The organism is Skermanella stibiiresistens SB22, assembly GCF_000576635.1.
Taxonomy (GTDB): Bacteria; Pseudomonadota; Alphaproteobacteria; order Azospirillales; family Azospirillaceae; genus Skermanella; species Skermanella stibiiresistens.
The window spans coordinates 16,225-42,279 of sequence record NZ_AVFL01000027.1; the positions used below are offsets into that span (position 1 = coordinate 16,225).

The following is a 26,055-nucleotide window of genomic DNA, read 5'->3' on the forward strand; positions in this document are numbered from 1 at the left end:
TATCTGGTTCCGAGGGAGCGAACCCACATGACTGCCGCAATCCAGTCCAGCACCACGCCGGTCGCCACGCCGGGCAACGCCGTCGGCAAGATCACCCAGATCACGGGCGCTGTCGTCGACGTCCAGTTCGAGGCCGAGCTGCCGGCGATCCTGAACGCCCTGCACACCAAGAACGAGGGCAAGACGCTGGTGCTCGAAGTCGCCCAGCATCTCGGCGAGAGCACCGTGCGCGCCATCGCGATGGACACGACCGACGGCTTGGTCCGCGGCCAGACCGTCACGGATACCGGCAGCCCGATCTCGGTCCCGGTCGGCCCCGCCACCTTGGGGCGAATCCTGAACGTGATCGGCGAGCCGATCGACGAGCGTGGCGATGTCGGCCACACCCAGACCCTGCCGATCCACCGTTCCGCCCCGGACTTCGTCGACCAGTCGACCGAGGCCCAGGTGCTGGTGACGGGCATCAAGGTCATCGACCTGCTGGCGCCCTACGCCAAGGGCGGCAAGATCGGCCTGTTCGGCGGCGCCGGCGTCGGCAAGACCGTCACGATCATGGAGCTGATCAACAACGTCGCCAAGGCGCACGGCGGCGTGTCGGTGTTCGCCGGCGTGGGCGAGCGGACCCGCGAGGGCAACGACCTCTACCACGAGATGATCGAAGGCGGCGTCATCAAGACCGACGGTCCCGGCTCCAAGGTGGCCCTGGTCTATGGCCAGATGAACGAGCCGCCGGGTGCCCGCGCGCGCGTCGGCCTGACCGGCCTGACGCTGGCCGAGTATTTCCGCGACGAGGAGGGCCAGGACGTCCTGTTCTTCGTGGACAACATCTTCCGCTTCACCCAGGCGGGCTCCGAAGTGTCCGCGCTGCTCGGCCGCATCCCCTCCGCCGTGGGATATCAGCCGACGCTGGCGACCGACATGGGCGCCCTGCAGGAGCGGATCACCTCGACCAAGAAGGGCTCGATCACCTCGGTGCAGGCCATCTACGTGCCGGCCGACGACTTGACCGACCCCGCGCCGGCCACGTCGTTCGCCCACTTGGATGCCACCACCGTGCTGTCGCGCTCGATCGCCGAAATGGCGATCTTCCCGGCCGTGGACCCGCTGGACAGCACCAGCCGAATCCTCGACCCGCGCGTCGTCGGTGACGAGCACTACCAGGTCGCCCGTTCGGTCCAGAAGGTCCTGCAGACCTACAAGTCGCTGCAGGACATCATCGCCATCCTGGGCATGGACGAGCTGTCCGAGGACGACAAGCTGGTCGTTTCCCGCGCCCGCAAGATCCAGCGCTTCCTGTCGCAGCCGTTCCACGTCGCCGAGGTGTTCACGGGCACCCCGGGCGTGCTGGTCAGTCTGGAAGACACGATCAAGGGCTTCAAGGGCATCGTCGCCGGCGAGTACGACCACCTTCCCGAAGCCGCCTTCTACATGGTCGGCAAGATCGAGGAAGCCGTCGAGAAGGCCCGCAAGATGGCCGCCGAGGCCGCGTAAGCACGATGGGCTCGGGGAGGGCCGCGTCGTGCTGCCCTCCCACCCCATAGTCGAAGTCATTTCAGGAACGAGGGCTATCCATGGCCGACAAAGTCGAGTTCGAGCTGGTTTCGCCGGAAAAGCTGCTGGTTTCCCAGCCGGTCGACATGGTCGTGGTGCCGGGCGGCGAAGGTAACTTCGGTGTCCTGGCCGGACACGCGCCGATGATCACCACCGTGCGTCCTGGCGTCATCGATATCTTCGAGGGTGACCGGATCGTGGACCGGATCTTCGTCGCCGGCGGTTTCGCCGAGGTGACCGAGACCCGCTGCACCGTGCTGGCCGAGCAGGCGACCAACCTCTCCGAACTTGACCGCGCCGCCGTCGAGCAGGAGGTCAAGGACACCGGAGAGGACGTCGACGACGCCAAGACCGACGGCGACCGCGCCCTGGCCGAAGGCCGTCTGGCTATCGCCCGCGCCAAGCTCGAGGCAATCACCGGCGCCACCGCCCATTGATCCCGCTATGCCGTTGTAATTTCGGCATATCGAGCTAATCTGCGACTCTGGGATTGATGGCCTGGCCGGTAACCGGCCAGGCCATCCGTTTTTTTGGGCAAACAAGCTGCGGCACAGGACGAATGGCCTACAAACACTGGACGCTGGACGATCTCCCCTGGGACCAGATCGACCGATCCAAGGCGGACGCGGAAATCCTGAAGATCATCAAGGCCGCGGCGCTGGTCGAGTACAACGGCAGGGACTACGCCACATATCTGTGCAACGTCTTCAACGACGATCCGGAATTCCAGCAAGTCGCGCGCGACTGGGCGGACGAGGAGGTGCAGCATGGCGCGGCACTCGGCCGATGGGCCGAGATCATCGATCCCGAGTTCTCACTCGAGGCGGCGTTCAAGCGGTTCACCGACGGCTACAAGATCCAGTTGGAGGTTTCCCAATCCGTCCGGGGCTCCCGCAGCGGCGAGTTGATCGCCCGATGCATGGTCGAGACCGGCACCAGCTCCTACTACACCGCCCTTGGCGACGCCACCGACGAGCCCGTGCTCAAGGAGATCTGCCGGCGCATCGCGACCGACGAACTTCGGCACTACAAGCTGTTCTATCAATATCTGAAACGCTACATGGAGCGGGAGGATCTGGGGCGGCTGTCCCGGCTGCGCATCGCATTGGGTCGCATCAACGAGTCCGAGGATGACGAGTTGGCCTATGCCTACTACGCCGCCAATCCGACCGGCGCACCCTATGACCGCGAAACCTGCACCCGCGCCTACATGCGCCGCGCCTACGCATATTACCGGCCAAGCCACGTTGATCGCGGCGTCGCCATGATCTTCAAGGCGGTCGGCCTCAAGCCGCACACCCATCTGTATAAAGCGGCCACGCGCATGGCGTGGTGGTATCTGGATAGCAGATTGAAGAAGCTGACGAAGGAAGCCGCCTGACCTTCCGGCGGGCGGCTTCCTCCGTGAGGCGGGGTCAGAGTTCCAGCAGCAGGTCGCTCGACAGTTCCACCCGGCGCATCATCGATTCCTTCAGCTTGAGCATCGCGCGGTGCTCGAGCTGGCGGACCCGCTCCTTGCTGACGCCAAGCTCGCGACCCAACTCCTCCAGGGTGGCGCCGTCATCGCGCAGACGGCGTTGGGCGATGATGGTCCGTTCGCGGGCGCTCAACTCGCCCAGGGCTTCGGCCAGCCACTTCGAACGGGTGTCGCTGTCGCGCATGCCGATCACGACATCCTCGGGACTCGGCCGCTGGTCGGCCAGGAAGTCCTGCCAGTCGTCCTCGCCGCTGTCGCTGATGGGGGCGTTGAGCGATTGGTCGGCACCGCTCAGACGCATCTCCATCGCCTCGACCTCGTGAACCTCGACCTTCAGCTCGGTCGCGATCTTGACGCGGCCCGCCTGGGTCAAGGCGCCGTTGTTCGAGGCGTCGTCGATCTTGGCTCGCAGCCGGCGCAGGTTGAAGAACAAGCTCTTTTGGGCGGCGGTGGTTCCGGTGCGGACGATCGACCAGTTGCGCAGGATGTAGTCCTGCATCGCCGACCTGATCCACCACGCCGCGTAGGTGGAGAACCGCACCTCGCGATCGGGCTCGAAGCGCGCGGCGGCCTGCATCAGGCCGACATTGCCTTCCTGGACCAGATCGCCCATGGGCAGACCGTAGTTGCGGAAGCGGGACGCAGTCGAGACGACCAGCCGGGTATAGGCGCGGACGAGTTCATGAAGGGCTGGCTCGTCGCCGTCCTCGCGCCAGCTGCGCGCCAGATCGAATTCATGGTCGCGGGAAAGGAGCGGTTCCCGCATGGAGGCTTTGATGAAGGTGAGGTTGGCCCGCTGGGTTTCCGGGTCATCGATATGCGCCATCGTCGTGTGCCCTTCCCCTGATGGACGAGCGACCGAGACGATGGCCCTATCCTTCAGGCAGGGTGAACAGCGTCTGGTGTCGTCTGTTGCATGATCTACGACGCCTCGAAGGCTTTGGATCACTCGGGGGAAGAAGATTTTTTGACCGGCCGAACCGATAACCTCGGATCGCTCAAACCTCGATCAGTTCCAGGATCTCGCCCGACGCGGTCAGGCAACCGCAGACCAAGGGGCCGCCGAAGCCGCAGCCGCCGTCGAGCGTGGCGGTGAAGTCACCAGCGTTGATACCACCGCGTCCGGGGTCATAACCGCGGACGATGCGGCGGAACTGGTCATAGGGACGGTCGATACGCGCGAAGCCGTTGCCGCCCCACCAGAACGTGTCGCCTTGCGCGCCCAGCGGCCTAGATGTCTCGATCCCCGACGCGACCAGCAGCACACCGGCCGGGACGCGCTCCGGCGGGTTTTCACCCGGCAGGCTGGTATAGGCGGCGCGCCTGAGGGCGCTCATCACGTTTTCGTGACCAGGGGCCGAGCGCATGCCGCCCCGCAGGCTGTTGGTCCACCGCGTCAGTGCCACGGCTCCATCCCGGGCGGCGGCCAATCCATAGTCGGGATTGCCGCCATAGGCCCGCAAGGTGGCATCCGCTCCCTGGCGCAGCATCCACCGGAGGACGACGGCGGGGTCGGGAGCGAATTGCAGCTGAAGCAGCTTCTGCCACATCTCCTCTTGCGCGCCGCGCAGGTAAACCACGTCCTCGGCCAGCATGCCCGGCATGGCGATCAGCGCCCTGCGGAACGCCAGCAGTTCATCCATGGTCTCGCGCACCGCTTCGCCGCGGCCGATCATGTTGCCGGTGTAGACGAGACGGTCACCCGGCGTGAAGCGGCGGGCGATGTCGGAATGCAGTGCCGCCAAGCGGTCCACGTCGCCATGGATGGCACCGACGGCCCAGATCCGTTTCGGCTGGCCGATATCTGCGAATTTCTGATTGTCTTGCATCAGGACGCGTAAACGCTACTCCGGTCCGGCGTGGACTGTGGCCGGAGTTTAGGCGTACGGAGAGGCGAGCAAAAGCGGAGAAAAGGGAGTGGCCGGGGATTGTTCGTTGCATCCCCGGCGTTTGTCCCGGATTCCGGCCCGGCTTTCGACAGCCGTATCGCGTTTCGGATCAGGCGGCGGTCTTGGTCAGCACGGCCTCGAGCCGCTCGGTCGCCTTGTTCTCGTCGATCTTCTCGACGGCGGCCAGCTCGCGGGCCAGCCGCTCCAGCGCGGCCTGATAGATCTGGCGTTCGCTATAGGACTGGTCGGGCTGGTCGCTGCCGCGATAGAGGTCACGGACAACCTCGGCGATCGAGACAGGATCGCCGGAGTTGATCTTGGCCTCGTATTCCTGGGCGCGGCGGCTCCACATGGCGCGGCGGGCGCGGGAACGTCCCTGAAGGGTGTCGAGAGCCACCTTGATCCGATCCTTGGAACTGAGGCGGCGGAGACCTGAGTCCTTGGCCTTACCCACCGGCACCTTCAGCGTCATGCGCTCCTTCTCGAAGGTGATGGCGTAAAGCGTCACGGTTTGGCCGGCGATATGGTGCGTCTCGATTCCCTCGACGCGACCGACCCCGTGGGCCGGGTATACGACGAAATCACCGGCCGTGAACTCAAGCTTGTTCATCATTCCTATTGGCTCTCACTTCACGCTCGCTGGCATCCGGCTGTCCCGGCCGGATGTCTCGGGACAACGAAAGGCTGAAAAACCGTTATCCGTCCCCTACTTTAGGTTGGGGCCGACAAAATCGGCAATTCAAGCCTGGAGCATCGCAAAGCCCGGCACGCGCGAAAAAACAGCCGGGCTCAGGGCCGCCATTATATAGGAAGTGAGCAGGACGTTACAAAGATATAACGTGTTGGTCATAGACAGTCGTCCGCCGCCCGCCCGATGGCGGCCCTGCGTAAATCGCATGGCGGAATGGATGGGCGCGACCTCCGGTCCGGGACCGGGGTCGCCAGCCCCTACCTTCAGTTACCGGTGCCGGGCTCCGGCTTGAAGAACTTCTCGAACTTGTCCGCGGCGCCCTTGAACTCCTCGGCTTCCGGCAGCGCGTCCTTCTTGCGCGTCAGGTTCGGCCATTGCAGGGAGTATTCGCGGTTCAGCTCCAGCCACTTCTCGGCATCGGTCTCGGTATCCGGAATGATCGCCTCGGCCGGGCATTCCGGCTCGCACACGCCGCAGTCGATGCATTCGTCCGGGTGGATGACAAGCATGTTGTCACCCTCGTAGAAGCAATCGACGGGGCACACCTCGACGCAGTCGGTATATTTGCACTTGATGCATTGCTCGGTGACGACGTAGGGCATGCTCGCTTTCCCTTTTTCCTCTTCAGGCGCCCGGATCGGCCATCCAGCCGGGCACCGTGCCATCTCATGTGTTTCGGTCGCGGCCGGAGGTCCCTAGATCGAGGTGTCCCCGGTCGGCGCCTCGATGGTCGAATCGGAGATGCCCAGCCGGTCGAGGACACGCATCCGAGCCGCTCCACGGTCGCGGTCGGAGACGTAGAGCAGTCCACCCACCCTGCGCAAGAGGCTCGCCTCCAGATCATGAAGTTCGCCATCGGCGTAGACCACTTCCCAGAGCATTTCAATCATCTGGATGCGCTCCTCGTCGGAAAAGCGGTCCTTCAGGGTCGAGGTGAAGCGATGCCACTGCGCGGGGCCGTCCGAAACCGTCTCGGCCGCCTCCAGCAGGTCCACCGCCTCAGTTTCCGTCAGCGAGAAGCGTCCCTCCAGCAGGGACAGGATGCGCTTCCGCTCGGGGCCGCCGATCTCATCATCCATCCGGGCCGCCTCGACCAGCAGGGTGGCGGCGGCCAGTTGCACCTCGTCGCGCGATCGGCGGCCGGCCCGCTGGCCCGCATCGCCGTCGTCCATCAAAAGTGCCTTCAATCGAGCGAACATTCCCAGGATCCAGTCGTTGCCGTCACTACGGAGAGTTAAAGTCCCTTATCCCGTAGATGGTTGCCGAACACCTCGCCGACGACCCCTTCCTGACGCTTGCCCTGCGGCCCCCGACGCACTAGCCTGCCGCCCATGATGACCGCAGCCGGCCCAGATCCACGCCGTTACGCCCCGGCGACCCAGCGCAACCGGGATCCCATCCTGGCTGTGCTGCGCGAGGTGCTTCCCGCCACCGGCACCGTGCTGGAGATCGCCAGTGGCAGTGGCGAGCACGCCGTCTTCCTGGCCGGCTCCCTGCCCGAGCTGATTTGGCACCCGACCGATCCCGATCCGGACAACCGGGCCAGCATCCGCGCCTGGATCGCCGAGAGCGGCGTCACCAACGTCACGGCGCCGGCCAACCTCGACGCGGCCGCGCGGGCGTGGCCGGTCACCCATGCCGACGCGATCGTCTGCGTCAACATGATCCACATCTCGCCCTGGGCCGCGACGCTGGGCCTGATGGCCGGTGCGGGGCGCACCCTGCCGACGGGAGCGCCGCTCTACCTCTACGGCCCCTACAAGCGCGACGGACGCCATACCGCCGCCAGCAACGAGGACTTCGACCAGTCGCTGCGCGCCCAGAACCCCGACTGGGGTGTGCGCGAGTTGGAGGATGTGCGCGTCGCCGCGGCCGAGGCCGGGCTGACGCTGGACGAGGTCATCGAGATGCCGGCCAACAACCTGTCGGTCGTGTTCAGGCGGGGCTGACGGTCCGGCTTGAAGCGTCAGGACTCGGTCCGCAGGCGCTCGGTCGCCCGGCGGTCCGCCTTGGTCGGCCGGCCGGAACCGGGTGCCCGCTCGGCGGAGCGCGGCATCGCCGTCTCGGGCGCCGGCGGCGACAGGTCCTCGTAGAGCGCCCGCGCCTCGGGGGCCGGCCCGCGCCGCGCCGCCAGGGCCAGCACCTTGATGATCCGGATGTGGCGTCCCTGGGCGAAGGTCAGGACATCGCCGGGCTTGACCGCGTGGTGCGCCTTGGTGACCGGCGTTCCCCCGATCCGGACGGCGCCGGCGGCGCACAGCTTGGCGGCGAGACTGCGGGTCTTGAAGAAGCGGGCATACCAAAGCCATTTGTCCAGCCTCAGCCGGCCCGAAGCCAGCTCCAGCGCCGTCTCGGTGGCGGCGGCGTCATCCTCGTCCTCAGCCATGGCCCTCTTCGTCCGTCGTCATCGGATGAACTCGATCTGTCTCAGCTTCGCGAAGGGCGAATCGGTGGAGCCCTCGGCGCGCGGCTTGGCCGGGGCGCCCCGGCGCGGCCCTTTCCGGTTCCGTCCCGGCCCGGCTGGACGGCCGCGCCGCCACGTGACGGCGCCATCCTCGCCCTCGTGCCGGCGATAGCCCATCGCGGCCAGCACGCCCTCCAGGTCCTGGGGCGTGCTGCCGATCATCTGGGCGAGATCGGGCGCCGAGGTCAACGGCCCTTCGCCGCTCCGCTTGTGAAGCTCGCGCTCGAACCGCTCCAGGATGTCGGCGCGGACCGCGCGCGGCCCCTTGGGCGGATAGCCCACCGCCTCCCAGAAGTCCGGCGGCACCGCGTCGGTCGCGACCGAGACCCGGCCGGCGGGCGGGGTCGGCGGCGGCAGCGGCATCGCCATGGGGCCGCCATGCGAAACCGCCCACAGCAAGCCACGCAGATCGACCGCGCGCGGCTTGATCAGCGCCGGCATGAAGACTTGGCTGGTCGCCAGCCGGACGCCCAGCTTGTTCAGCGCCTGCCGGTCGGCCTTGCCGAGCCCGGCGATCAGCGGCTCCAGGCCGGGCCGGGCGAGGCCGCCCAGCGATTCGGCCAGTTGGAAGGCCAGCCCGCGCGCCGTGCCGGACAGGTCCGCCCCGCGCAGGGCGAACAGCGGCGCCAGCCGGTCCTTGATGAACTGGTCGAGCCAGCGGCCCAGCCGCGCCCGCACCTTGTCGCGTTGTCCCGACTCGAACAGCTCGTCGTGCAGGGGGGTCACCGCCGGGGTCAGCACCGAGGTGCCCGGCCCCAGCCGCGCCACGGGATGGCCGTCCCAGCACAGCACGCCGTCGGGCCGCAGTTCGATCTTGTCGTCGCCCGCCTGTTCCAGCAGCCGGACCCGGCGGCCGATCTCGTCGCGGAGCGCCCGCCGCGTGGCGCTCATGAAGGCGCGGACGTCGTCCTCCCGCACCTCGGGGTCGAGCGTGAAGTGGAAGCCCTCCAGCCGGCCGACATGGTGGCCCTCGACCAGCACCTCGCCGGCGGCGGTGACGGCGGCCAGCAACTCGCCGCCGCCGGCCAGCGTGCGGGCCAGCACGGCGGAGCGGCGGTCGACGAACCGCTGGGTCAGCCGCTCGTGCAGGGCGTCGGACAGCTTGTCCTCGATCTCCCGCGACCGCTCCTGCCAATGCTTGGGGTCGGTCAGCCAGTCCGGCCGGTTGGAGATGTAGGTCCAGGTCCGGATGTGGGAGATGCGCGAGACCAGCGTGTCGATGTCGCCCTCGGTCTTGTCCATCCGCGCCACCTGCTTGGCGACCCAGTCCTCCGGCAGGCGCGCCTCCGGAGTCATCAGGTGCCTGTAGATCTGGGACAGCAGGCGGGTGTGGGCGTCGGACAGCACCTTGCGGAAGTCTGGGATCTGGCAGACCTCCCACAGCAGCCGGACCGCCGCCCGGTTGGTCGCCTTGGCCGCGATCTCCGGGTCGCGCGACAGGGCCAGCAGCGACAGGTGGTCGTCGGCGTCGCGCACCCGCATCAGCTCCGGCCGGGCCGGGCGTTCCTCCAGGCTCTTGATCAGGACGGTCGGGTTCTCGAAGCGCAGCGCGGTGTTGCGCCACATGATGGCCTTCAGCGACTCGAACTTGTGGTTCTCGACCGCGTCGATCGTCTCCGCGTCCAGGCCGTTGAGGTCGGCGGTGGTGCCGAAAGTGCCGTCGGTCATGTGGCGGCCGGCCCGCCCGGCGATCTGGGCGATCTCGTTCGGGCGCAGGCGGCGCGGCGCGTGGCCGTCGAACTTGGTCAGCCGGGCGAAGGCGACATGGTCGACATCCATGTTCAGCCCCATGCCGATCGCGTCGGTCGCGACCAGGTAATCGACCTCGCCGGCCTGATAGAGCGCCACTTGAGCGTTCCGGGTGCGCGGACTGAGGGCTCCCAGCACCACGGCGGTGCCGCCACGCTGGCGCCGGATCAGCTCGGCCATGGTGTAGACGTCGGTGGCGGAGAAGGCGACCACGGCCGAGCGGGGCGGCAGCCGCGTCAGCTTCTTGTGCCCGGCATAGGTCAGCGACGAGAAGCGCGGCCGGCTGATGAACTCGACGCGCGGCACCAGCTTCTGGATCAGCGGCCGGATCGTGTCGGCGCCCAGGAACATGGTCTCATCCATGCCCCGCGCGTGCAGCAGCCGTTCCGTGAAGATGTGGCCGCGCTCGGGATCGGCGCAGAGCTGGATCTCGTCCACCGCCAGGAAGGCGACCGGCCGGTCCAGCGGCATCGATTCCACGGTGCAGACGAAATACGTCGCGCGCGGCGGGATGATCTTCTCCTCGCCGGTGACCAGCGCCACCGCGTGGCGGCCCTTGGCCTTGACGATCTTCTCGTAGTTCTCACGCGCGAGGAGGCGCAGGGGGAACCCGATCATGCCGGAGCGGTAGCCCAGCATCCGCTCGATCGCGAGAAAGGTCTTCCCGGTGTTGGTCGGCCCAAGAACGGCGGTCACCCGCCCCTGGTACTGGGAGGCCCCGCCAGAAGATGCTGCGCTCATGGGGGAGAGCATTGGCCCTGACGTGCCGCATTGCAAGAGGCGTGATCGCGGGTGCCGGAGGAACCGGACCGGGCCCGGGAATGGGACAAGGCGCCGCACTCCCCTCGATCGCCCTGATTCTAATCGTCGACGCCGACCCGAATAGGGTTGCAGGTGTTCGCGGCCTTTCACATATCTGGCGCATATTCGCACCAAACCTACTTCCGAAGGTGATACCAAAATGTCCGAGGAACGGCTCAGTTTTCAGGCCGAGGTCAGCCGCCTGCTCGACATGGTCGCGCACTCCCTCTACAGCGAGAAGGAGGTGTTCCTGCGCGAGCTGATCTCGAACGCCTCCGACGCCTGCGACCGTCTGCGCTATGCCGCCCTGACCCAGCCCGAGCTTTCGGCTGACGATCCCGACCTCAAGATCCGCCTGGTGACCGACGCCGACGCCAAGACCCTGACGGTGGCCGACAACGGTGTCGGCATGAACCGCGAGGATCTGATCGAGAATCTCGGCACCATCGCGCGGTCGGGCACCGCCGCCTTCATGAACAAGCTGACCGGCGACGACAAGAAGGACGTCGGCCTGATCGGCCAGTTCGGCGTCGGCTTCTATTCCGCCTTCATGGTGTCGACCCGGGTCGAGGTCCTCAGCCGCAAGGCCGGCGAGAGCCAGGGCTGGCGCTGGGTGTCCGACGGCCGCGGCGAGTTCACCGTCAGCGAGGCCGACGACGTCGCGCGCGGCACCCGCGTCGTGCTGCACCTCAAGGACGACGAGGGCGAGTTCCTGGACGAGCAGCGGCTGCGCCGGATCGTCCAGAAGTACAGCGACCACATCGCCTTGCCGATCCTGCTCGGCACCGGCGACGACGCCCAGGCGCTCAACAAGGCGTCGGCGCTGTGGACCCGCTCGCGGAACGAGATCACGCCCGACGAGTACAAGGAGTTCTACCACCACGTCGGCCACGCCTTCGACGACCCCTGGCTGACGCTGCACTGGCGGGCCGAGGGCAAGATCGAATACACCAGCCTGCTGTTCGTGCCGTCGGCCAAGCCGTTCGACCTGTTCAACCCCGACCGGCGCCATCGGGTGAAGCTGTACGTCAAGCGCGTCTTCATCACCGACGAGGCCGAGGGTCTGGTGCCGCCGTACCTGCGCTTCCTGCGCGGCGTGGTCGACAGCGAGGATCTCCCGCTCAACATCAGCCGCGAGATGCTCCAGCACAATCCCATGCTGGCCAAGATCCGCGCCGGCATCGTGCGCCGGGTCCTGGGCGACCTGACCAAGAAGGCGGAGGATCCCGAGCAGGCCGACAGCTACGCCGAGTTCTGGGAGAACTTCGGCGCGGTGCTGAAGGAAGGCCTGTACGAGGACTACGAGCACCGCGAGCAGTTGACCAAGCTGATGCGCTTCCGCTCGACCGGCGCCGAGGGATTGGTGTCGCTGGACGACTACATCGGTCGGATGAAGGAGGGGCAGGACGCGATCTTCCACATCACCGGCGACGACATCGAGTCGCTGCGCCGCAGCCCGCAGATCGAGGGCTTCAAGGCGCGGGGCGTCGAGGTTCTGCTGCTGACCGACCCGGTCGACGAGTTCTGGATCCCCTCGGTCGCCGAGTACCAGGGCAAGAAGTTCAAGTCGGTCACCCGCGGCGGCGCCGACCTGTCCCGCATCAAGGCCGAGAGCGAGCCCGAGAAGGACCAGGAGAAGCCGGCCGAGAACGACCTGGGCAGCCTGGTCGCCGCGATCAAGCTGACCCTGGCCGAGGCGGTCAAGGACGTTCGGATCTCCGAGCGGCTGACCGACAGCCCCGTCTGTCTGGTGGCGGACGAGGGTGACATGGACATGCACCTGGAGCGCCTGCTGAAGCAGCACCGCCAGCTCGATGGTGGCGCCAAGCGGATCCTGGAAGTCAACCCAACCCATCCGCTGATCCGCCGGCTGACCGATCTGGCCGCGAAGGAGGGTGCCGCCGCCGGCATCTCCGACATCGCGTGGCTGCTGCTCGATCAGGCGCGCATCGTCGAGGGTGAGCCGATCCCCGATCCCGCCGCGTTCTCGCGCCGTCTGGCGATCGTGATGGAGAAGGGGCTGGGTCTGGCGGCCTGATCCCGCTGACTCGAACAAGGACGGCCACCGGGGTGATCACCCATCCCGGTGGCCGTTTTCGTTGGGCTCAGACCTCCAGCCGGAAGACGTCCAGCTGTCCGCTGCGGCCGCGCAGGCTCTTGGCCCCGATCGGTGCCAGGGTCACGCAGCCGCCGCTCTCGGCGGCCGTGGTGGATCCCACGAGGACGATGATCTCGGCGTCGCCCTGCAAGCCGGCGCCCAATTCCTCGATTCGCGCCGCCGTGTTCACGCTGTCGCCGACGATCGTGTAGTTGATCCGGCTGGCCGAGCCGATATTGCCGACCACGACCGGCCCGCTGTGCAGGCCGACGCGGACCCGCACCGCCGGCAGTCCGACGGCGCGGCGCTTGACGTTGTCGGCCCGCAGCGCGATGGCGATGGCGTGGGCCGCGCGGAGCGCCCGGGCAGCGTGGTCGTGCTGGATCTCGGGAGCGCCCCAGAACGCCATCACGGCGTCGCCGATGAACTTGTCGACGGTGCCGCCCTCCGCCTCGATGCAGGACGCCAGCAGCGTGAAGTGGCTGTTCAGCAGGGCGGCGGTCTCGGCGGCGCCCAGATCCTCCGCCAGATTGCTGAAGCCCCGGATATCGGTGAACATCACCGTCACCTGCCGTTCCTCCGAGGCGAGCCCGCTGGCGTCGCCTCCCCGCGAGCCACGCCGGATCAGGCGCAGCACCAGCCCCTTCGGAACATAGGTCTCGAACCAGCGCAGCCCCGCGACCATGGCGTTGAAGGCGTCCGCCGCGTTCGCCAGCTCGCGGAACCGGCTGTCGGGCAGGGTGGGGGCGCCCCGGAAGTCCAGCGCGCTGACGCTGGCGGCGGCGGCGGCCAGCCTGCCGATCTGGTGGCTGATCGCGCGGCCGATCCACAGGGCGGTGCCGACCGACACCAGCAGGATGCCGAAGCCGACCAATCCCGTCATCCACAGGCGCTCGATCTCGACGCCGACCTCATCCAGCCGATAGTTGATGCCGACGGTCAGGGGCTGGGCGCCGTAGCCTTCCAGGGGGCGCAGCAGGAACAGGTGGCTGTCGTCGCCGATCTCGACCACCTGCGCGTTGGCCGAATTGCGTCCTGGAATCGCGAAGGCGTCGGCGGGCCGGCCGTTCCGCCACAGGCTGGCGAGCACCGGATCGTCGACCTGATCGATCCGCGGCAGCGGCAGTCCCGCCGGCTTGGAGAAATCGAACTCCTTGTAGCGCAGCGCCTGATGGGCCAGCACGTGCTCGCGATCGTACAGGACGAACGCGCTCAATCCCTCGTCGACGTATAGTTCCGACAGGAAGCGCGACAGGTCCCCGACCGATACCGCGACGATCAGCATGCCGATGAAGCGGTCGTCGCGCCGCACCGCCATGCGCAGCGTCAACAGGGTCGTCTTCGCCTCGGGCGACCAGACCGGCTCGGCCCAATAGGGACCCTGCCGCTCCCTGGCCTCGGCCATGAACGCGGTCATCTCGGCCGAGGTTGAAAGGTCGAGCGTCGACTCGATCATCTCGCCGTTGATTCTGCCGGCTCGGATGATTACCTGATTGAGAGGCGAAAATCCCACACCCGTGACCTGGGGGGTTGCCGCCAAAGCGCCCCTCAACGTGTCCCGCATCGCCTTCTGGTCGTTCGGGTCGAGTTTTCCGCTTTCGATCAGCGCGCTCAGATACGTGATCTGGTCGCGCGCCGGATCGAGTTGATGGCGTACCCGCACCACGACGCTGTCGATCGCGAGATCGGCCTTGTCGTTCAGGAGGGCAAAGGTGTTGCGCCCGGCGCTGCTCAGTCCCAGGATGAGGACGCTCGCCACGGCGGCCAGCATCAAGGTCCCGAAACCCGCCACCAGCACGGCGGCGATCGGCAGGCGCAGCCGACGGCGGCGCCCGGTCGAGTGTCCAAGGATCGAGTTGGCGGGGGAGACGACCAAAGGTGTCGCCGCGTCGGTGGCCGCTTCGGTCATGGACCGGAACTTACTCGGATGGGGCTGGGACGGCAATCGCGATCATACCAAGTAGAATCATCCCAAGTAGACTGGCCGTTCAACGCCCGGGAAGGAATTGAATGATGGCGCGTTCCGATAGCCGTGGTAACGTGTCCTGCGTGTCATGGCACACCGTTCCGCGTACACGAGCGTTGTGTCCTATGTCATGCGTCGTGTTGACGCTGGCGTGAAAGGTGTGCAGGACTGGTATGATCGTGCAGTGCTGCAACAGGCTGGGACCTTCCACTCAGAAAATCCACCTCGGAACTGTTAACTGTTGGGGATGCACCATACATTGTGGATAGACGCGGATAATCCACACCGCTTCGCCGCATCGAGTCGTGATGCAGTTCCGGTTGCTCGCAGGGACCAAGGTACAGCCCGGATATGACGAAAGAACACTCGAACCAGACCCTCTACTGCTCCTTCTGCGGCAAAAGCCAGCATGAAGTGGTCAAGCTGATCGCCGGCCCCGCCGTGTTCATCTGCAACGAATGTGTCGATCTGTGCATCGACATCATTCGCGAGGAGAACAAGGAGCGGGACACCAAGTCGGTCGGCACACCGGCGCCGAGGGAGATCGCGGCGACGCTCGACAGCTATGTCATCGGACAGGCGCAAGCGAAGAAGGTGTTGGCCGTAGCGGTGCACAACCACTACAAGCGCCTCGCCAACGGAGCCGGCGCCGGACGGGGCGATGTCGAAATCGCCAAGTCCAACGTCCTGCTGCTGGGCCCGACCGGCTCGGGCAAGACGTTGCTCGCCCAGACGCTGGCCCGCATCATCGACGTGCCCTTCGCCGTCGCCGACGCGACCACGCTGACCGAGGCCGGCTATGTCGGTGAGGATGTCGAGAACATCGTCCTCAAGCTGCTCCAGGCCGCCGACTACAATGTCGAGCGGGCGCAGCGCGGCATCGTCTACATCGACGAGATCGACAAGATCTCCCGGAAGGGCGAGAACACCTCGATCACCCGCGACGTGTCGGGCGAGGGTGTCCAGCAAGCCCTTCTGAAGATCGTCGAGGGCACCGTCTGCTCGGTTCCGCCCCAGGGCGGCCGCAAGCATCCCGGCCAGGAGTTCATCCAGGTCGACACCTCGAACATCCTGTTCATCTGCGGCGGCGCCTTCGCCGGGCTGGATCGGGTCATAGCACAGCGCAACCGCGGCACCGTCATGGGCTTCGGCGCGGATGTGAAGGGACCGGACGAGCGTGGCATCGGCGAGTTGCTGCGCGAGGTCGAGCCCGAGGACCTGCTCAAGTTTGGCATGATCCCGGAGTTCGTCGGCCGCCTTCCGGTGGTCGCGACCCTGGAGGACTTGGACGAGTCGGCCCTGATCAAGGTGCTGACCGAGCCGAAGAACGCCCTGGTCAAGCAGTACCAGCGGCTGTTCGAGCTGGAGCAGGTCAGCCTCGAATTCACCGAGGACGCCCTGGCCGCAATCGCCCGCAAGGCGATGATGCGCAAGACCGGCGCCCGCGGTCTCCGCTCCATCATGGAGGCGGTGCTGCTGGACATCATGTTCGAACTGCCCGGCATGACCGGAGTCGACAGCGTCGTGATCAACCGCGAGGCCGTCGAAGGCAAGTCCAAGCCACTCCGCCTGCTGTCCCAGCGCCGCACGGCCTGAACGACACGGCCTAATCGAGATGGGCGACCCGAAAAACCCCTCCGCCACAAGGCGGAGGGGTTTTTCGTGTTCTGATCACTGTGATTTGTCAGGGGTCGTAGGTCGGGTGCTGGTCATAAAGTTAAACCCAAAATCGCACTCATCCTCACTCCAGCAGCTCGACTTGTTCCGGATGCGTGACGTCCATCGCCGGACCATTGCGGTCATAAAGCCAGCCGCGCAGGCGGACGCGCTTGCCATTAAGCGCCGCCGGATCCAGGCCGCTTGACGTGAAGACCCGGACATCGCGGGGTGAGATCGTCGCGGTGAAGTCCTTGCGGTAATCCGTGCCGAAATTCAGGAAGACCCGGCCCCGTACGTTGGCCACCTTGGTGACCGTACCTTCGACCAGCTGGTACGTGTCGGGCGGGCCGACTTTCCCGTCCGCGTCCTGGACCTTGTAATAGCCCAGCGCCCAGATGCCGAACTTGGCCTTGCGGGCCGACGCCTCGCGGTCGAGCAATTCGTCTGCGGCCGCCCGGTTGTCGGGAAAGGTGTAGACGCGGGCCAAGCCCCGGCCCAGCATCTCGCCTTGCGCCCAGGTGCCGTCATCGGTCTTCAGATGGGCCAGCGTACGTCCATGCCGATCACCCCGCGCGCCGCCGTACCACAGGGTGACGCGCTGGCCCAGCACCAGCTTCTCCAACTCCTCCTTGGCTTCGCGGGCCAGTGGCCATTCCTTGAAGTTGGGACGGTTGAGCGGCAGCTTCGGTGCCTGGATGCCGACCAGCCGAACCTCCACGCCGCTATCGAGCGTCACCGTATCGCCGTCGATCACCTCGACGACCTTGGCGGTTTCGCCCTTGACCAGACCTGTACCCACTCCGGCCTTGCCGGTGTCGCGGGATGATTGGGCCATGGCCGGCGTGATCCAGGCCAGCAACAGCAGCGCCATCAGGGTGGCCAAGCCAGCCTTGACCAATCCTTTTTCGATTGCCCCGGCATCGCGGCTTTGCCACGGTGTCCGGCGTCCCATAGACTTCATTCCGCTCCACATCATACGGCCCCTCATTCATGCCCCGCACCGAGCTGTTCCCGTCGATCGATCCCTATCAGACCGGTCTCCTTCAGGTCGATGCGGTCCACACCCTCTATTGGGAACAGTCCGGCAACCCACGCGGGGTGCCGGTGGTCTTCCTCCATGGCGGTCCCGGAGCGGGCGCCTCGCCGACCCATCGGCGCTTCTTCGATCCATCGCACTACCGAATCATCATCCTGGATCAGCGCGGCGCCGGCCGCTCGACCCCGCTGGGCGAGATCCGGGACAACACCACCGATCATCTCGTCGCCGATCTGGAACACCTCAGGACCGAGCTTGGCGTCGCCAAGTGGCACGTGTTCGGCGGTTCCTGGGGCAGCACGCTGGGGCTGGCCTACGCGCAGTCCCATCCGGAGAGGTGCCTGGGCCTGATGCTGCGGGGCATTTTCCTGATGCGCCGGTCGGAGATCCAGTGGTTCCTCTATCACATGCGGACGATCTTTCCCGAGGCGTGGACCAACTTCAGCGACTTCCTCCCGGAGGACGAGCGCGGCGACCTGCTGGAATCCTATTACCAGCGGCTGACCGGCGCGGACCATGGCATGCGGATGGCGGCGGCGCGAGTCTGGAGTATGTACGAGGGCGCCTGTTCGACGCTGCTGCCCAGCCCGGAACTGTTGTCGGCTTCGGGCGAGGACACCCACGCGCTCGGCCTCGCGCGGATCGAGGCGCATTACTTCCGGAACAACATCCTCACCCCCGAGAACCGTCTCCTGATCGGTGTCGAACGGATCCGCCACATTCCGGCGGTGATCGTCCAGGGCCGCTACGACATCGTCTGCCCGATCGCCACCGCCGACGAGTTGCGGCGGGCTTGGCCGGAGGCGGAATACGTGGTGGTGTCAGACGCCGGCCATTCGGCGATGGAGCCGGGTATTCGGGCCGCTCTCGTCGCTGCCACCGAGAGGTTCAAAAATGTGACCTGATGGTGGGTGTTTCGCATCGCCGCATGCACCATTTACTAAATGTTACATTTCAACCTATATGCTGGCTTCCGTGTTTGATCCGGCGGTTGGCGCCGGTGTTGCTTGGGCGGTTTTCGAGGATGGGGACCTTGGTGATCCAGATGCGTCGCTTGATGGTGATCGCGGTGGCACTTGGATTCTGCCTGGGTGCGGGAGAGGCCGCCGCGCAAGGCAAGGCAACCAGCGCCAAGCCGGAATACATCACCGGCGGCGTTGGCTATTTCGACCTCAAGCCGACCGAGCCGTCGTCCAATGTCCAGCTCGAATGGGGACTGGGCCTCAAATATTGGCTGTTCGTGCCCGAGTCGTCGGGAGCCGCGCTGGCGGCCAGCGATAGGACGATGGTGACCGCCGGCGGCACCCACGGCGGTGTCGGGCTGGAATTGTCCTTGGGTGAGAGCTTCATCTTCACGCCGAGCATCGCCGCCGGAGTCGCGGAACGGAACGAGATCCGCGACCCGACCGATCCGGCCAGTGGGCAGATCGAGATCCGCACCGGTGTCGCCGCCGCCTACGAGTTCTCCAACGACTGGCGGCTGGGTGCCACATACTTCCACGTGACCAATCCCAGCCAGGACGGTACCTCGCTGGGCACCAGCGGCGACGTGCTGAACTTCACCTTGGCGGTTCCCTTCGGGGCGAAGTGATCAGGCGGCCTCGGTATAGGCGACGCCATATCCATTCCATACTGCTCTAATTTTAGACATATACGCCTCCGTCCGGACTACCCACGTAGCGCTCCAGGGCTAAAATACGGTCACCAATCGAGCACTGGAGGCTGGCGGCCATGGGCACCCGTTTGATCAGACAATTCTTCACGAACCCTTCCAGGGCGCCGGATGAGCCCTGCGGGTGTCGTCCCGATCCGATGATCCCGGAATTGCGCGGCGTAGAGTTCGCCAAGCCGATGCGCGATTACGGCGCGGATGTCGGGATACCGCCGATTGACCGGATCACCAACGCCTTGCTGCAGGCGATTTTCTAAGGCTCGGCGCCAAATAAGATAAAAGTCTTATATTTTAGGTTAAAAACTTGACTTTTGGGGTGCACGTGGGAATTTAAGCGGAGCCCGCAATCCTCCGCCGAGAGTCCGTCATGACCGATATCCCCGCCTCCCCAGTAGGATCCGCCTCTTCACCTCTGGCGATCCGCCAGGAGCTGTTCTGCCAAGATATGGCGGCGGGAGCCTCCGCGGCGGAGGCGGCGCGGCGTGCGGGCTATTCTCCCAAGGGCGCCAAGCAGCGCGGCCACTTCCTGATGAGCCGGCCGGAAGTCCGCGCCCACATCGATCAGCTTCGCCAGCTCCACCGTGCCTTCCACAAGGCCGAACTGGACAACGCCGCCGAGATCATGGAGATCGCCATCGGCGACGCCTTGGACGCCAAGAAACCGATGCAGGTGATGCGCGCGGTCGAATTCCGGCTGAAGCTGATCGGTGTCATCCAGGATCGCCGCATCACCCTCCACCATCACGACGACCGCCAGTCCCCCGACGCCGTTGTCGAGGACATGGCGCCCGATCCGGATGAATGGCTGGACGGTCTTCCCGACGAACCCGCGGAGGCCGAAGCTCCGGTCGTGACCAAGCCAGCCGTGACCAAGCCGGAAGTGACCAATAGTGACCTTCCACCACTTTCCGCGAATGACCCCCGCTCGCCGGCGAGTCTGATCAAGTCCCTGAAATCCGCGCTGCCGCCCGATTTCCTCGACGATCTCCCCGCCAGCCTGCTGGATGACCTCGCAAGCGGCTTGCCCGGCCTCTCACCAGCCCACCTCCCGGCCCATCCCAAGGATGTCGCGTCCGAACTGATGGGATGACGGGCCACTGTCCGGCCGGGGAAACGCCGCACAGTGGAAAGAATGATGTTTCCACCGTAGGTCGGCTACAGCGAAGCGACAGCCGACAATCAGGCGCGTTGGGAGTGGTGTCGTCTGTCGCTTCGCTGTAGCCGACCTACAAAATGCAAGCTTCGACAAATCCACCCAGCAGCCCATTCCATATGTCCATGCCCGGCACTGCGGATCATGGACATGGCATGAGCCGAGATCACGCAGGCATGCCGATCCAACCGCACGGGTGCCTTGCTTTCGCTTCGGCGCGGCACTATAACCCACGGCTCATTCGGGCGGCGAGGCCGGGTCTTGGACCCCATAGGGCATGCCCAACCGCTCTGAACGTAACTCCAGGTTCGAGGAGCAGAAATGCCCAAGTTGAAGACACACAGCGGTTCGAAGAAGCGCTTCAAGGTTACGGCCTCCGGCCGGGTCAAGGCCCAGGCCGCCGGCAAGCGCCACGGCATGGTCAAGCGTACCCAGAAGATGAAGCGCAACGCGCGCGGCACGATGGTGCTCGCCGCTCAGGATGGCGTGACCATCGTGAAGAACTTCCTGCGCAACGCCTGATCGGGAGAGCTGAACCATGGCACGTGTAAAGCGGGGCGTAACCACTCACGCCCGTCACCGTAAGATCCTCAAGCTGGCCAAGGGTTACCGCGGCCGGTCCAGCAAGTGCTTCCGGATCGCGATCCAGAAGGTCGAGAAGGCGCTTCGTTACGCCTATCGGGACCGCCGCAACAAGAAGCGCGAGTTCCGGTCGCTCTGGATCCAGCGCATCAACGCCGGCGTCCGCCAGTATGGCCTGACCTACTCGCGTTTCATGAACGGCATGAAGCGGGCCGGGGTTGACGTCGACCGTAAGGTCCTCGCCTCCCTCGCCGCGCACGAGCCGGATGCGTTCAAGGTCCTGGTCGACAAGGCCCAGGCCGCTCTCGCCCAGGCCGCTTGATTTCCTGACGCGTCCGCCCCGGCGGACGCCAATGGCATCGACGGCGAATGACAAGGGGGCCGCCCGGCTGGGCTGGCCCCCTTTTCGTGCTTGCCGCCCCGGATCGCGGCGGCGTCATTTCTTGACCCCGATGGCGGTGCCATCCCTTGACCCTGATGGCGGTGCCATCCCTTGACCCTGATGGCCGTGCCATCCCTTGACCCTGATGGCCGTGCCATCCCTTGAAGAGCAACCTTGACGAGGAACCATGTCCGCTGAACCCAAGTCCGCTCTCGAAGCGCTGAAGACGGAATTGCTGACGGCGGTGGGAGAGGCCACCGATCTGGCGGCACTGGAGGAGGTCCGCGTCTCGGCGCTCGGCAAGAAGGGCCGGATCACGGGGCTGATGGCCGACATGCGCTCCCTGTCGCCGGAGGAGCGCAAGGAACGCGGCCAGTCGATGAACGCCCTCAAGGACGAGGTCGGCGCCGCCCTGGATGCCCGCAAGGCCGACCTGCACAAGGCGGCGCTGGCGGCGCGGCTGGAGGCCGAGCGGATCGACGTCACGCTGCCGGTGCGCCCCGAGCGGGAGGGCCGCGTCCACCCGATCACCCAGACCATCGACGAGTTGACCGCGATCTTCGCCGACATGGGGTTCTCGGTGGCCGAGGGGCCGGACATCGAGGATGACTTCCATAACTTCACCGCGCTGAACTTCCCGCCCGGCCATCCGGCGCGCGACATGCACGACACCTTCTACCTGCCGGACCGCCCGAGCGACGGCAGCCGCATGCTGTTGCGCACCCATACCTCACCGGTCCAAGTCCGGTCGCTGCTGGCCGACAAGGCGCCGATCCGCGTCATCATCCCCGGCCGGACATATCGTTCCGACTACGACATGACCCACACGCCGATGTTCCATCAGGTCGAGGGGCTGGTGGTGGACGAGAAGACCAGCATGGCGAACCTGCGGGGCTGCCTGATCGAGTTCTGTCGCGCGTTCTTCGACGTGGACGACCTGCCGCTGCGCTTCCGGCCGAGCTTCTTCCCCTTCACCGAGCCGTCGGCCGAGGTCGACATCGGCTGCCTGCGGCGGGGCGGCGAGTTGAAGATCGGCAACTTCGGCGATTGGCTGGAGATCCTGGGCTGCGGCATGGTCCATCCCAACGTGCTGGAGAACTGCGGCATCGACAGCACCAAATACCAGGGCTTCGCCTTCGGCATGGGGATCGAGCGGATCGCCATGCTGAAATACGGCATTCCCGATCTGCGCACCTTCTTCGAGGCCGACCTGCGCTGGCTGAAGCATTACGGCTTCGTGCCCCTCGACGTGCCTTCCCTGGCCCAGGGCCTGAACCGCTAAGGACAGCCGACGATGAAGCTCACCCTTTCCTGGCTGAAGGCCCACCTGGAGACAGGGGCCGATGTCGACACCATCGCCGAGAAGCTGACCGCGCTCGGCCTCGAGGTCGAGGAGATAGTGGACCGCTCCAAGGGCCTCGAGGCCTTCAAGGTGGCCCATGTGATCTCGGCCGAAAAACACCCCGACGCCGACAAGCTGCGCGTCTGCATGGTCGATACCGGCACCGAAACGGTCCAGGTCGTCTGCGGCGCGCCCAACGCCCGCACGGGCATGAAAGGTGTCTTCGCGCCGACCGGCTCGGTCATCCCGGCGACCGGGGTGGAGCTGAAAAAGGGTGTCATCCGCGGCGTCGAATCGAATGGGATGCTCTGTTCCGAGCGCGAGATGGGTCTGTCGGACGCCCATGAGGGCATCATCGACCTGCCCGCCGACGCCGCTGTCGGAACTCCCTTCGCGGCGCTGATGGGCCTGGACGATCCCCTGATCGACATCTCGCTGACCCCGGATCGGGCGGACTGCGCCGGTGTCCGCGGTGTCGCGCGCGATCTGGCCGCCACTGGCCTCGGCCAATTGAGGCCGCTGGAGACCACGCCGGTGCCGGGCGGCTTCGCCAGCCCGATCGGCGTGACGCTCGACTTCCCCGAGGACGCGGCGGCGGCTTGCCCGCTGTTCGTCGGCCGGCTGATCCGGGGCGTCAGCAACGGTCCCAGCCCGCGCTGGCTCCAGGATCGCTTGATGTCGATCGGGTTGCGGCCGATCTCGGCGCTGGTCGACATCACCAACCTGCTGACCTTCGACATCGCCCGGCCGCTGCACGTGTTCGACGCCGCCCGCCTGTCGGGCGGGCTGACCGTCCGTTTCGCCCGCGCCGGCGAGACCTTGCGGGCGCTGAACGACAAGGAATACACGCTCGACGAGACCATGACGGTCATCGCCGACGACAAGGGCGTCGTCAGCCTGGGCGGCGTGATGGGCGGCGAGGGCACCGGCGTGACCGGGGAGACCACCGACGTCTTCCTCGAGGCGGCGCTGTTCGATCCCGTCCGTACCGCCCGGACCGGACGCAAGCTGTCGATCGACAGCGACGCGCGCTACCGCTTCGAGCGGGGCGTCGATCCCGCCTTCGTGGTTCCCGGCGCCGAGATCGCGACCCGTCTGATCCTGGAGATCTGCGGCGGCGAGGCGAGCGAGCTGGTCATCGCCGGCGCCGAGCCGGCGTGGCGGCGCGAGCTGACCCTGCGACCGGGCCGCGTCCTGGAATTGGGTGGCGTCGACGTTCCGGTGACGGAACAGGTCCGCATCCTGGAGGCGCTTGGCTTTGGGGTCACCACGCCCAGCGACGGGGGCGGGACGGCGGCCATGACCGTGCTGCCGCCGAGTTGGCGCGCGGACATCCATGGCGAGGCCGATCTGGTCGAGGAGGTCCTGCGCGTCCACGGCTATGACCATATACCGGCGATCCCGATGGTGCGGACGGCGACGATCACACGTCCCGCACTCAGCCCCAAGCAGAAGCGTGTGGCGCTGTCGCGGCGGGTCCTGGCGGCGCGCGGCCTGTCCGAAGCCGTGACGTGGTCGTTCATGTCGTCGGCCCATATCGAGCTGTTCGGCGGCGTGCCGGACGAGTTGCGCCTGCTCAACCCGATCAGCGCCGATCTGGACGTGATGCGCCCCTCGATCCTGCCCAACCTGATCCAGGCGGTCGGCCGCAACAGCGACCGGGGCTATCCGGATGTGGCGCTGTTCGAGGTCGGACCGATCTTCCGCGACCCGTCGCCGCGGGGTCAGGACACCGTCGCGACCGGCGTCAGGGCGGGAACCATGGTACCCCGTCAGTGGGCGGCCAGCCCGCGCGGGGTCGACGCCTTCGACGTCAAGGCCGACGCCATCGCCCTGCTCGAGTCGGTCGGGGCTCCGACCGGCAACCTCCAGGTCACGACCGACGCGCCGTCCTGGTACCATCCCGGCCGTTCCGGCGTGCTGCGGCTGGGGCCGACGGTGCTGGCCCGCTTTGGCGAGGTCCACCCTGGGGTGCTCGACCAACTGGGCGTCAAGGGGCCGGTCGTGGCGTTCGAGGTGATGCTGGACGCCGTGCCGGTGCCGAAGAAGAAGTCCGGGACCGCCCGGCCGCTGCTGCGCCTGTCGCTGTTCCAGCCGATCCAGCGCGACTTCGCGTTCCTGGTGGATGCCAAGGTCGAGGCTGAGAAACTGGTGCGGGCCGCCAAGGGTGCCGACAAGCAGTTGATCACCGATGTCTCGGTGTTCGACGTCTATCAGGGCCAGGGCATCGAGCCCGGTTTCAAGTCGCTCGCCATCGCGGTGACCATCCAGCCTTCCGGCCAGCCCCTGACCGAACCGGAAATCGACGCGATCGGCGGCAAGATCGTCGCGGCGGTCACCAAGGCGACCGGCGGCGTTTTGCGCGGTTGACAACCAACCGGCGCTTTCGTGGTTTATATAAGGGACTAGAGCGGTTTCCCGAACCTTGAAGGCGCCGGCATGGGCTCCCACCGACACGACGATCACGATCATCACGAAGCGCATGGCCATGGGCATGGACACGGCCATTCGCACGGCCACGGCCATGTCCATGCCCACGTCCAGAACGAGCGCCGCCTGCTGCTGGCGCTGGTGCTGACCGGCGGCTTCATGGTGGTCGAGGCGGTCGGCGGGTTCATGGCCGGATCGCTGGCGCTGCTGGCCGACGCCGGGCACATGCTGACCGACACGGCGGCGCTCGCCTTGTCCTGGTACGCCTTCCGGGTCAGCCGGCGGCCCGCGACGTTCAACCGCTCCTACGGCCAGCACCGTTTCCAGGTGCTGGCGGCGTTCATCAACGGGGCGACCCTGCTCGTCCTGGCGATCTGGATCATCTTCGAAGCGGTTGGCCGGCTGATGGAACCGATGCCGGTGATGGGAACCCCCATGCTCGTCATCGCGGTCATCGGGCTGCTGGTCAACATCGCGGGTGTCGTGATCCTGCACGGTGGCGACCAGGAAAACCTCAACATGCGCGGGGCCGCCCTCCACGTCATGGGGGACCTGCTGGGATCGCTCGCCGCCATCGTGGCGGCCGGCGTGATCCTATGGACGGGTTGGACGCCGATCGACCCGCTCCTGTCGGTGCTTGTGGCGCTGCTGATCCTGCGCGGCGCCTGGGCGCTGGTCGGGCGTTCCTGGCACGTGCTGATGGAGGGGACGCCGGAAGGGCTCGACATCGACCGGCTGAGCCGCGAACTGACCGACGCCGTGCCGGGTGTCGCCGATGTCCACCATGTCCACGCGTGGTCGCTGACCCCCGACCGGCCGCTGATCACCTTCCACGCCAGCTTGGCCGCCGACGCCGATCATGACGAGGTGCTGCGCCGGCTGCGGCAGGAGCTGGCGCATCGCTTCGACATCGAACATTCGACGATCCAGCTCGAACGGGACCCGTGCCCGGTCGAACCCTGTCATGGCAAAACTTTCGCCTGAAAATATTCGGGTGTTCCCAAGGGACAGTGAACCACTTCACAGCGCGCCGGACGTTCCGGGGGCACTCTCGCCCCAGCTCCAACCCCTTTGATTTCCATCGGAAGTCGGAGGCTGCCGGAAAGTCAGGAT

The 26,055-nt window shown here is 66.3% G+C and carries 24 protein-coding genes; 15 read left to right on the forward strand and 9 right to left on the reverse strand.

The features are described 5' to 3' along the window. The first annotated feature begins 27 nt into the window (after window positions 1-27). The 3 genes from atpD to N825_RS27395 all read left to right on the forward strand — a co-directional run bounded on the left by atpD (window position 28) and on the right by N825_RS27395 (window position 2,932). Window positions 28-1,491, forward strand: coding sequence for a F0F1 ATP synthase subunit beta (gene atpD / locus N825_RS27385; RefSeq protein WP_051513278.1), 1,464 nt, complete (start codon window positions 28-30; stop codon window positions 1,489-1,491). 80 nt (window positions 1,492-1,571) lie between these two features. Then, window positions 1,572-1,988: a F0F1 ATP synthase subunit epsilon gene (locus tag N825_RS27390; RefSeq protein WP_037459031.1), complete on the forward strand. Its 417-nt coding sequence runs from the start codon at window positions 1,572-1,574 to the stop codon at window positions 1,986-1,988. 122 nt (window positions 1,989-2,110) lie between these two features. Further along, on the forward strand, window positions 2,111-2,932 hold the full coding sequence (locus N825_RS27395) for an acyl-ACP desaturase (protein ID WP_037459033.1): 822 nt from the start codon (window positions 2,111-2,113) through the stop codon (window positions 2,930-2,932). Between the two features lie 34 nt (window positions 2,933-2,966). Here N825_RS27395 and N825_RS27400 read toward each other — a convergent pair whose 3' ends face one another. The 5 genes from N825_RS27400 to N825_RS27420 all read right to left on the reverse strand — a co-directional run bounded on the left by N825_RS27400 (window position 2,967) and on the right by N825_RS27420 (window position 6,780). Then, the gene (locus N825_RS27400) at window positions 2,967-3,854 is read right to left on the reverse strand and encodes an RNA polymerase factor sigma-32 (RefSeq protein ID WP_037459035.1); all 888 of its coding nucleotides are present in this window, start codon (window positions 3,852-3,854) and stop codon (window positions 2,967-2,969) included. A 172-nt stretch (window positions 3,855-4,026) separates the two neighbouring features. Continuing rightward, entirely contained in the window at window positions 4,027-4,857 is an 831-nt protein-coding gene (locus tag N825_RS27405) for a metallophosphoesterase family protein (RefSeq protein ID WP_037459036.1), read from the reverse strand. Window positions 4,858-5,026: 169 nt separating this feature from the next. Continuing rightward, the gene (locus N825_RS27410) at window positions 5,027-5,530 is read right to left on the reverse strand and encodes a CarD family transcriptional regulator (protein ID WP_037459037.1); all 504 of its coding nucleotides are present in this window, start codon (window positions 5,528-5,530) and stop codon (window positions 5,027-5,029) included. 341 nt (window positions 5,531-5,871) lie between these two features. Next, window positions 5,872-6,210 (reverse strand): ferredoxin FdxA, encoded by a 339-nt coding sequence (gene fdxA / locus N825_RS27415; RefSeq protein WP_037459038.1) that lies wholly within the window; start codon window positions 6,208-6,210, stop codon window positions 5,872-5,874. Window positions 6,211-6,303: 93 nt separating this feature from the next. After that, on the reverse strand, window positions 6,304-6,780 hold the full coding sequence (locus tag N825_RS27420) for a tellurite resistance TerB family protein (protein ID WP_245613249.1): 477 nt from the start codon (window positions 6,778-6,780) through the stop codon (window positions 6,304-6,306). A 159-nt stretch (window positions 6,781-6,939) separates the two neighbouring features. On the opposite strand from N825_RS27420, the gene N825_RS27425 reads away from it, so the two are divergent. Beyond that, window positions 6,940-7,557 (forward strand): DUF938 domain-containing protein, encoded by a 618-nt coding sequence (locus N825_RS27425; RefSeq protein WP_342666052.1) that lies wholly within the window; start codon window positions 6,940-6,942, stop codon window positions 7,555-7,557. Window positions 7,558-7,574: 17 nt separating this feature from the next. Here N825_RS27425 and N825_RS27430 read toward each other — a convergent pair whose 3' ends face one another. Together N825_RS27430 and N825_RS27435 are read right to left on the reverse strand one after the other, a co-directional pair. After that, window positions 7,575-7,994: an RNA-binding S4 domain-containing protein gene (locus N825_RS27430; RefSeq protein WP_051513279.1), complete on the reverse strand. Its 420-nt coding sequence runs from the start codon at window positions 7,992-7,994 to the stop codon at window positions 7,575-7,577. 18 nt (window positions 7,995-8,012) lie between these two features. After that, on the reverse strand, window positions 8,013-10,562 hold the full coding sequence (locus tag N825_RS27435; RefSeq protein ID WP_051513281.1) for a helicase-related protein: 2,550 nt from the start codon (window positions 10,560-10,562) through the stop codon (window positions 8,013-8,015). Window positions 10,563-10,782: 220 nt separating this feature from the next. On the opposite strand from N825_RS27435, the gene htpG reads away from it, so the two are divergent. Continuing rightward, window positions 10,783-12,660 carry a molecular chaperone HtpG gene (htpG, locus tag N825_RS27440; RefSeq protein WP_037459041.1) on the forward strand — a complete coding sequence of 626 codons (1,878 nt, stop codon included), beginning with the start codon at window positions 10,783-10,785 and terminating at the stop codon, window positions 12,658-12,660. 67 nt (window positions 12,661-12,727) lie between these two features. Here the strand turns inward: htpG and N825_RS27445 are convergent, their stop codons facing one another. Further along, complete coding sequence (locus N825_RS27445) at window positions 12,728-14,629, reverse strand: adenylate/guanylate cyclase domain-containing protein (RefSeq protein ID WP_051513283.1); 1,902 nt, start codon at window positions 14,627-14,629, stop codon at window positions 12,728-12,730. A gap of 408 nt (window positions 14,630-15,037) precedes the next feature. Here N825_RS27445 and clpX point away from each other — a divergent pair, with 408 nt between their 5' ends. After that, window positions 15,038-16,282: an ATP-dependent Clp protease ATP-binding subunit ClpX gene (gene clpX / locus N825_RS27450; RefSeq protein WP_037459042.1), complete on the forward strand. Its 1,245-nt coding sequence runs from the start codon at window positions 15,038-15,040 to the stop codon at window positions 16,280-16,282. Window positions 16,283-16,427: 145 nt separating this feature from the next. Here the strand turns inward: clpX and N825_RS27455 are convergent, their stop codons facing one another. Continuing rightward, on the reverse strand, window positions 16,428-17,306 hold the full coding sequence (locus tag N825_RS27455; protein WP_198038918.1) for a thermonuclease family protein: 879 nt from the start codon (window positions 17,304-17,306) through the stop codon (window positions 16,428-16,430). Window positions 17,307-17,335: 29 nt separating this feature from the next. On the opposite strand from N825_RS27455, the gene pip reads away from it, so the two are divergent. The 9 genes from pip to N825_RS27495 all read left to right on the forward strand — a co-directional run bounded on the left by pip (window position 17,336) and on the right by N825_RS27495 (window position 25,926). Then, on the forward strand, window positions 17,336-18,286 hold the full coding sequence (pip, locus tag N825_RS27460) for a prolyl aminopeptidase (RefSeq protein ID WP_037459044.1): 951 nt from the start codon (window positions 17,336-17,338) through the stop codon (window positions 18,284-18,286). A 140-nt stretch (window positions 18,287-18,426) separates the two neighbouring features. After that, window positions 18,427-18,972, forward strand: coding sequence for a hypothetical protein (locus N825_RS27465; RefSeq protein ID WP_157619576.1), 546 nt, complete (start codon window positions 18,427-18,429; stop codon window positions 18,970-18,972). A 140-nt stretch (window positions 18,973-19,112) separates the two neighbouring features. Next, window positions 19,113-19,310: a hypothetical protein gene (locus tag N825_RS39205; RefSeq protein WP_157619577.1), complete on the forward strand. Its 198-nt coding sequence runs from the start codon at window positions 19,113-19,115 to the stop codon at window positions 19,308-19,310. A gap of 110 nt (window positions 19,311-19,420) precedes the next feature. Beyond that, complete coding sequence (locus tag N825_RS27470) at window positions 19,421-20,143, forward strand: terminase small subunit (RefSeq protein WP_084165114.1); 723 nt, start codon at window positions 19,421-19,423, stop codon at window positions 20,141-20,143. Between the two features lie 384 nt (window positions 20,144-20,527). After that, entirely contained in the window at window positions 20,528-20,728 is a 201-nt protein-coding gene (gene rpmI, locus N825_RS27475) for a 50S ribosomal protein L35 (protein WP_037459049.1), read from the forward strand. A 16-nt stretch (window positions 20,729-20,744) separates the two neighbouring features. Continuing rightward, a complete protein-coding gene (rplT, locus tag N825_RS27480) occupies window positions 20,745-21,110 on the forward strand; it encodes a 50S ribosomal protein L20 (RefSeq protein ID WP_037459051.1) in 366 nt (121 codons plus the stop codon). 247 nt (window positions 21,111-21,357) lie between these two features. After that, window positions 21,358-22,452: a phenylalanine--tRNA ligase subunit alpha gene (pheS, locus tag N825_RS27485; protein WP_037459053.1), complete on the forward strand. Its 1,095-nt coding sequence runs from the start codon at window positions 21,358-21,360 to the stop codon at window positions 22,450-22,452. A 12-nt stretch (window positions 22,453-22,464) separates the two neighbouring features. Beyond that, window positions 22,465-24,882 (forward strand): phenylalanine--tRNA ligase subunit beta, encoded by a 2,418-nt coding sequence (gene pheT, locus N825_RS27490; RefSeq protein ID WP_037459055.1) that lies wholly within the window; start codon window positions 22,465-22,467, stop codon window positions 24,880-24,882. Between the two features lie 69 nt (window positions 24,883-24,951). Continuing rightward, window positions 24,952-25,926, forward strand: a complete 975-nt coding sequence (locus N825_RS27495; RefSeq protein ID WP_037459057.1) for a cation diffusion facilitator family transporter — start codon at window positions 24,952-24,954, stop codon at window positions 25,924-25,926. The last annotated feature ends 129 nt before the right edge of the window (window positions 25,927-26,055 follow it).

Bases quoted from the DNA above. Each gene is read 5' to 3' on its own strand.
- atpD (WP_051513278.1), top strand. From the start codon at position 28: ATGACTGCCGCAATCCAGTCCAGCACCACGCCGGTCGCCACGCCGGGC.
- N825_RS27390 (WP_037459031.1), top strand. From the start codon at position 1,572: ATGGCCGACAAAGTCGAGTTCGAGCTGGTTTCGCCGGAAAAGCTGCTG.
- N825_RS27395 (WP_037459033.1), top strand. From the start codon at position 2,111: ATGGCCTACAAACACTGGACGCTGGACGATCTCCCCTGGGACCAGATC.
- N825_RS27400 (WP_037459035.1), bottom strand. From the start codon at position 3,854: ATGGCGCATATCGATGACCCGGAAACCCAGCGGGCCAACCTCACCTTC.
- N825_RS27405 (WP_037459036.1), bottom strand. From the start codon at position 4,857: ATGCAAGACAATCAGAAATTCGCAGATATCGGCCAGCCGAAACGGATC.
- N825_RS27410 (WP_037459037.1), bottom strand. From the start codon at position 5,530: ATGATGAACAAGCTTGAGTTCACGGCCGGTGATTTCGTCGTATACCCG.
- fdxA (WP_037459038.1), bottom strand. From the start codon at position 6,210: ATGCCCTACGTCGTCACCGAGCAATGCATCAAGTGCAAATATACCGAC.
- N825_RS27420 (WP_245613249.1), bottom strand. From the start codon at position 6,780: ATGGACGACGGCGATGCGGGCCAGCGGGCCGGCCGCCGATCGCGCGAC.
- N825_RS27425 (WP_342666052.1), top strand. From the start codon at position 6,940: ATGATGACCGCAGCCGGCCCAGATCCACGCCGTTACGCCCCGGCGACC.
- N825_RS27430 (WP_051513279.1), bottom strand. From the start codon at position 7,994: ATGGCTGAGGACGAGGATGACGCCGCCGCCACCGAGACGGCGCTGGAG.
- N825_RS27435 (WP_051513281.1), bottom strand. From the start codon at position 10,562: ATGAGCGCAGCATCTTCTGGCGGGGCCTCCCAGTACCAGGGGCGGGTG.
- htpG (WP_037459041.1), top strand. From the start codon at position 10,783: ATGTCCGAGGAACGGCTCAGTTTTCAGGCCGAGGTCAGCCGCCTGCTC.
- N825_RS27445 (WP_051513283.1), bottom strand. From the start codon at position 14,629: ATGACCGAAGCGGCCACCGACGCGGCGACACCTTTGGTCGTCTCCCCC.
- clpX (WP_037459042.1), top strand. From the start codon at position 15,038: ATGACGAAAGAACACTCGAACCAGACCCTCTACTGCTCCTTCTGCGGC.
- N825_RS27455 (WP_198038918.1), bottom strand. From the start codon at position 17,306: ATGAAGTCTATGGGACGCCGGACACCGTGGCAAAGCCGCGATGCCGGG.
- pip (WP_037459044.1), top strand. From the start codon at position 17,336: ATGCCCCGCACCGAGCTGTTCCCGTCGATCGATCCCTATCAGACCGGT.
- N825_RS27465 (WP_157619576.1), top strand. From the start codon at position 18,427: ATGCGTCGCTTGATGGTGATCGCGGTGGCACTTGGATTCTGCCTGGGT.
- N825_RS39205 (WP_157619577.1), top strand. From the start codon at position 19,113: ATGGGCACCCGTTTGATCAGACAATTCTTCACGAACCCTTCCAGGGCG.
- N825_RS27470 (WP_084165114.1), top strand. From the start codon at position 19,421: ATGACCGATATCCCCGCCTCCCCAGTAGGATCCGCCTCTTCACCTCTG.
- rpmI (WP_037459049.1), top strand. From the start codon at position 20,528: ATGCCCAAGTTGAAGACACACAGCGGTTCGAAGAAGCGCTTCAAGGTT.
- rplT (WP_037459051.1), top strand. From the start codon at position 20,745: ATGGCACGTGTAAAGCGGGGCGTAACCACTCACGCCCGTCACCGTAAG.
- pheS (WP_037459053.1), top strand. From the start codon at position 21,358: ATGTCCGCTGAACCCAAGTCCGCTCTCGAAGCGCTGAAGACGGAATTG.
- pheT (WP_037459055.1), top strand. From the start codon at position 22,465: ATGAAGCTCACCCTTTCCTGGCTGAAGGCCCACCTGGAGACAGGGGCC.
- N825_RS27495 (WP_037459057.1), top strand. From the start codon at position 24,952: ATGGGCTCCCACCGACACGACGATCACGATCATCACGAAGCGCATGGC.